6 protein-coding genes are annotated in these 5,163 nt (G+C 40.7%); 4 read left to right on the top strand and 2 right to left on the bottom strand.

The annotated features are described in order from the left end of the window. On the top strand, positions 1-423 hold a 423-nt coding region (locus G3KMM_RS02500), incomplete at its 5' end, for a Fic/DOC family protein (RefSeq protein WP_241569025.1). A gap of 47 nt (positions 424-470) precedes the next feature. Here G3KMM_RS02500 and G3KMM_RS02495 read toward each other — a convergent pair. Together G3KMM_RS02495 and G3KMM_RS02490 are read right to left on the bottom strand one after the other, a co-directional pair. Further along, entirely contained in the window at positions 471-1,223 is a 753-nt protein-coding gene (locus G3KMM_RS02495; protein WP_129605152.1) for an HNH endonuclease family protein, read from the bottom strand. 77 nt (positions 1,224-1,300) lie between these two features. Then, positions 1,301-2,308, bottom strand: a complete 1,008-nt coding sequence (locus G3KMM_RS02490; RefSeq protein WP_164998488.1) for a CBS domain-containing protein — start codon at positions 2,306-2,308, stop codon at positions 1,301-1,303. 119 nt (positions 2,309-2,427) lie between these two features. Between G3KMM_RS02490 and G3KMM_RS02485 the strand changes: the two genes are divergently transcribed. The 3 genes from G3KMM_RS02485 (at position 2,428) to G3KMM_RS02475 (ending at position 5,036) form a co-directional block, all read left to right on the top strand. Continuing rightward, the gene (locus G3KMM_RS02485; RefSeq protein ID WP_129605142.1) at positions 2,428-3,153 is read left to right on the top strand and encodes a DsbA family protein; all 726 of its coding nucleotides are present in this window, start codon (positions 2,428-2,430) and stop codon (positions 3,151-3,153) included. A gap of 10 nt (positions 3,154-3,163) precedes the next feature. Beyond that, on the top strand, positions 3,164-4,249 hold the full coding sequence (locus G3KMM_RS02480; protein WP_129605138.1) for a stealth family protein: 1,086 nt from the start codon (positions 3,164-3,166) through the stop codon (positions 4,247-4,249). A 97-nt stretch (positions 4,250-4,346) separates the two neighbouring features. After that, positions 4,347-5,036, top strand: a complete 690-nt coding sequence (locus tag G3KMM_RS02475; protein WP_129605132.1) for a hypothetical protein — start codon at positions 4,347-4,349, stop codon at positions 5,034-5,036. Positions 5,037-5,163: the final 127 nt, after the last annotated feature.

The raw sequence follows: 5,163 nt of genomic DNA, 5'->3' as shown, positions 1-5,163 counted from the left end.
GCAGGGCAAATTCGCTCTGTAAATATTACAAAAGGAAATATGCGCTTTACTCCAGTTTTCTTTCTCGAGCAAAACCTAAAAACCATCGACACTCTTCCAGAAACAACTTTTGAAGAAATTATTACAAAATATGTTGAGATGAATATTGCTCATCCATTCCGCGAGGGGAATGGTCGCGCGACGCGCATTTGGCTAGACCAAATTCTCAAAAAATCTCTCAAAAAATGTATCGACTGGTCCAAGGTCGACAAATCTGAATATCTTTCCGAAATGGAACGCTCCCCAGTGAATCAACTTGAAATTCAGGAATTACTCCGTCACAATCTTACCGACCAAATTGAGGACCGCGAGGTTCATATGAAGGGCATTCAGGCTTCATATCAGTATGAAGATATGGATGATTACGACGTTCATACATTGTAGTCTTGAAGTGTGCAATCTATGGAAAAGCTGAAGTCGCGGGCTTAAGTTTAATACGTTCTTTGCTCAGGACAGCCAGCAAGAATTTGCGACATCGCATCTTTCTCCGCCTCAGTTACCCAGAGTGAGTATTTATATTTGACTGAAATCTGTCTCGCCACATATTGGCAACGAAAACTTTTATTCTTTGGCAGCCATGTCGCCGCGTCTCCATCTGATTTTTGCTGATTCGCGGCCGCCTGTACTGCGATGAGATTTAAGGGGTCTGTTGCAATCTTCAGTCTCTCCTCGGCAGATTTATACTGTGCTCCTTTTTGCCAAGCATCCGACAACGCCACCACATGGTCTATCTGCACCTGTTTTGAAATCTCTTGTCTTGAATGAAACTCCATCTCCTCGCCAGTATAAGGCTCATAAAATTTTCCAGCCACCACATTGCATTTTTCATCGACCTTTGCTGTTTCGCCAAAATCTCGTTTCAAAATTCGTTGTCTCAAATTGCAGCCCTCAATATCAGGCCAGCCATTATAAAATTCTGTTCGCTTATAACCAGTTTTCGGCGCCCGCCCCTTTACTTCAAGCTTAGTTAGTAGCTTCGTTGCAAGTGGTACTCCTTCGGCTCGCTGCTCGCCGCTGTCGATAACGCCCTTTTCTACCGAACCAGCACTCGTTACTTCTTTCGCGCTTGATTCGGCTTTTTTCTGCCAGGCATTTGGATTTGCAATAATCGTCAGGATCACCGCACCACTCAAAATCAGCGCCGTGATTGCCCGTCTTGTTTTGTGAATTGTTTTAAAGCTCATTTAATTTCTCCTTTTTATAAGTAGGTTGGGCAGCTTTTAGACTTTAATAAAAAACTAGAAGCTTTGCCCCCCCGAATCTATTTCGGTTCTTTCAAAGTCCTTGCATACTTCACTACCGACATCAGATCTTGATCCATATCAAAATCCGTTTCCGGCAAATCTCCCACAATCATCTCTATTAACTTATCAAAACTCATCAATCCCGTTACTTTTCCATGGTCATCCACCACGATAAAGAAGTAGCAACTCGTGCGAATAAACGCAAGAAGAGCCTCTTTTAAGGTGTAATTCTCGCTCATAAAATAGACATTCTTATCGAGAAATGCCGAAGCTCGATCAGTTTCTTTAACACTCAGACTAAATAGTGTCTTAGTATGAATCAAGCCTACGATCTCACCTCTTGCCCCCACCACAGGGAAGTGTGACAAACCAGATTGGTAAAGTCGAGATAAAGTTAAAGGTCCCATGAAGTCATTTTCGTGAATAATGATCACCTCGTTCTTTGGTGTCATTACTTCCTTCACCAGCTTGCTATCAAAAGTCATCGCCGCCGCCATCGTTCTTCTTTGCTGCTTCGAGATTACTTCTTCAGGCAATTTATTAATCAGCCACACTAAATCCTCTGTCGTTTCCGGGTAGAAGATTTCAGGAAGATTTTCAGAAGAAATATTTTGGTTATTAATATTAATACTTCGGTCAGTATTATTATCCGCGTCAGATTCGCTTACTCCTTCAATTTCGCTCATCTCTGTCTCGCGTCGCACTAGATTCGCCGCTGCGTCCTTATCGGTGAAAATATTTCGGTTCATTGGTCCCACAAAAGAAGAATCGACCGAGTTTGCTGACTCATTAATATTTTCATGCTTAGAGGTAGACTCAAAATTACCGTTGTCAGCATCAGCCCTACCGCCATCAAAACTTTCATCATCAGATATTTTTTTCTCAACAGCGATCTTGCCTAAAGTCCTAGCTATCCCCCGAAAGAGTCCACCAAACTTCTCGCCTATCTGAGCAAAAAACCCTTTTTTCTGCTCATTAAAAATCCCCGAAGATTGGTTTAAATCCGCACTTTGGTCCGCACTCATATCGTCCATTTATTACCTCCGTTTTTCGTCGCACTGCCCACAAACACGCTAAAATATGCTAATATCTATATTATACAAAAATTTATTGAATTAAGCGATAGATTTTGCTTAGGAGGTTTATGAAGAAATTACCAATTATTGCTTTTGGCGCATTGATCATCGGTTTTTTGGCTCTCTGTATTTATTCTTATAATCAGAACCAGCAGTATGATCAGTGGATCGCCTCTCTTGATCGTTCAAAATATATTGAGAAAGACGAGCGCAACGGCAATCTTGGCGATAACTATGAGGGGAATAAGGACGCTAAAGTACTCATCGTGGAGTATGCGGACTATCAGTGCCCAGGCTGTGCCACTACTTTTCCATATCTTTCTGAAATTGTTGAAGAATATAAAGGTAAGGTTGGTCTAATTTTTCGTAGCTTTATTCTCAGCTATCATAAAAATGGTACTGCAGCCGCCCATGCTGCCAATGCTGCTGCTCTTCAGGGTTACTGGCAAGCCTACGCTACTATTCTCTTCAAGAATCAGTCCGAATGGGAAGATCTAGAGGCGGGGAAGCGTGACGCTAAGTTCAAATCTTATTTTGAAGAAGCCTCGAAAGGTCAGGGCAACGCAGACCAGTTCCTCTCCGATATGAATAGCGAGGCCGTCAAAAAGAAGGTTAAATCCGATATGGCGGTCGCTAAACTTGTGAATATTACGGAGACTCCAACGATTATTATTAACGGCGAAAAACTTCCGACCATCTCTGTCAATGAATCCACTTTCAAAAAGACTGTTCATGAAATGATCGACGCCGCATTGAAGAAAGCAGATTCTGGCTCTTCAAATAATACCAAATAGGGAGAATAAGATGTCTCAGCCAAAAATAGATTTCGTCATTACCTGGGTCGACGGCACTGATCCAATATGGTTGGCTGAGAAAATGCGAACTCTTCAAGAGACAGATTTTTCAGAAGCTCAAAAAACTGACTCCTCCGATCTCCGTTTTCGCAATGATTTTGATTTTCTTCGGTTTTGTTTTGGTTGTGTCGAAAAATTCGCCCCATGGGTTAATCAAATCTTCTTTGTCACCTATGGCCATATGCCATCTTGGCTCAATCTCAATCATTCCAAGCTTAAAATTATTCGTCACGAGGATTTTATTCCGCGTGAATTTCTCCCTACTTTTAATTCTCATACCATTGAAAATCATCTCCATCTAATCCCTGGACTCTCGGAGTATTTTGTTTATTTTAATGATGACTTCTATCTGTTAAAGACCACAAAGCCAACTGATTTTTTTGTAAAAGCTGGCTCCAAAAAATCAACTAAAAGCCAAAACCACCTTAAAAACTCAGCAGAAACTTATCTGCCTCGCGCCTTCTTTGCCGAAAATATTCTGATAAATAATCCGTCACGTGATATATTCCCATATATCCAAATGAATAACATGGCTTTAATAAATCAAAAATATCGCAAATCTGATTTTTATCGCCAGCATTTTTCTAAAGCCTATCATCTCAAATATGGTATGTTTAATTTTAGAAATCTTCTTCTTTCTCCATGGAAAGAATTTTCCTTGATCTATGATCCACACTGCGCAACCTCTTATCTAAAATCTACCTTCCAAAAAACCTGGAAAAGTTCAGGTGACATTCTCGCTGAGACTTCGGTTCATCGATTCCGCTCAAGTCAAGATATCTCACATTTGATATTTTTCTACACGCAGCTCCTGGAAGGAAACTTTGTCCCCCGATCTCCACGCTTTTCTTATCACACTATGTTAAGCAGCGACGAACGAAATAACCAAAAAATTGTGCAATATATTAAACAACAAAAATATCATATTCTCTGCATTAATGATGGTGAAGTAAAGAATCCAACCAAGACCAAAACAGCCCTTGAACAGGCCTTTGCGGAGATCCTCCCCGAAAAATCCCAATTTGAAAAATCATAAATTAATGTTATAATATGCTCGTTACCAGCCCGGTAAAGTAATTTAAAACCGTGCTAAATTTGAGATTATAATCTCGTCTTAAGAAAAGGGGGAAAATATGTTAATTGAATACGATGACCATATTTTGTCAAACGAACTCACTGAAGTTGTTGTCACGATCATTAAGATTATCGACGCCAGTGCAACCGAAAGGGAAGTAACCATCAGCTGTATCTACAATCTGTTTGCAAACATCAAAAGTTTAATATCTTTTGATCAGGCGAATGATGATAAGCTGGAATATTGCACTCTCGAGTATCAGTTTTTTGATCTCACTGAGGATTATGATGTTTTTAATATCATCAACGAGTCATCGGTCATTGAGGAACTTCACGATAAGGAGATTTCTCAGTTCACACTCAACGATCTTGATAATGTCGCCGACTTTTTTGTTCAGTTATTGAAGGACGAGCGATCGGTCTATCAGGATTTTATGGCGCTTGCGTCTAGTAAGTTTGTGGATTTCTACATCAGTATTAGGCCACATGTGTTTGAGCAGTATCTGGCCGCTATGAATAAGAGTAGGGAGGAATTGACAAAATATCGTGAGATTCTTGCTGGCTGTCAGCAGTCACTCTATCTTATCAGAGGCAAGCACCCAGAACTCTATAAAGATATTGACTCTTTGATTATTCAAATTAATTGGATTTTAAGGAATGAGTCTCTCACGCTTGAACAATATTCCGTAGGTGCTCTATATGATTTCCTCAAAGGTCTCTACGATCCAGAAGAGACTCAAGGTCTCTAAAAACAGCACGATCATTTTTCTTAAGGAGCCCCAGGGCTCCTTTTTAAATCGTAACCATCCTTGTTTCCGCCCCATCCTCGCTCCTCTTACTTTTTCCGCCTCCTCGGCCAGCCCTTGCTTCCTCGTC

This window comes from Candidatus Nanosyncoccus nanoralicus (assembly GCF_004138405.1).
Taxonomy (GTDB): domain Bacteria; phylum Patescibacteriota; class Saccharimonadia; order Saccharimonadales; family Saccharimonadaceae; genus Nanosyncoccus; species Nanosyncoccus nanoralicus.
This window is presented reverse-complemented; position numbering and strand designations above follow the sequence as displayed.

Bases quoted from the DNA above. Each gene is read 5' to 3' on its own strand.
- G3KMM_RS02495 (WP_129605152.1), bottom strand. From the start codon at position 1,223: ATGAGCTTTAAAACAATTCACAAAACAAGACGGGCAATCACGGCGCTG.
- G3KMM_RS02490 (WP_164998488.1), bottom strand. From the start codon at position 2,308: ATGAGTGCGGACCAAAGTGCGGATTTAAACCAATCTTCGGGGATTTTT.
- G3KMM_RS02475 (WP_129605132.1), top strand. From the start codon at position 4,347: ATGTTAATTGAATACGATGACCATATTTTGTCAAACGAACTCACTGAA.
- G3KMM_RS02485 (WP_129605142.1), top strand. From the start codon at position 2,428: ATGAAGAAATTACCAATTATTGCTTTTGGCGCATTGATCATCGGTTTT.
- G3KMM_RS02480 (WP_129605138.1), top strand. From the start codon at position 3,164: ATGTCTCAGCCAAAAATAGATTTCGTCATTACCTGGGTCGACGGCACT.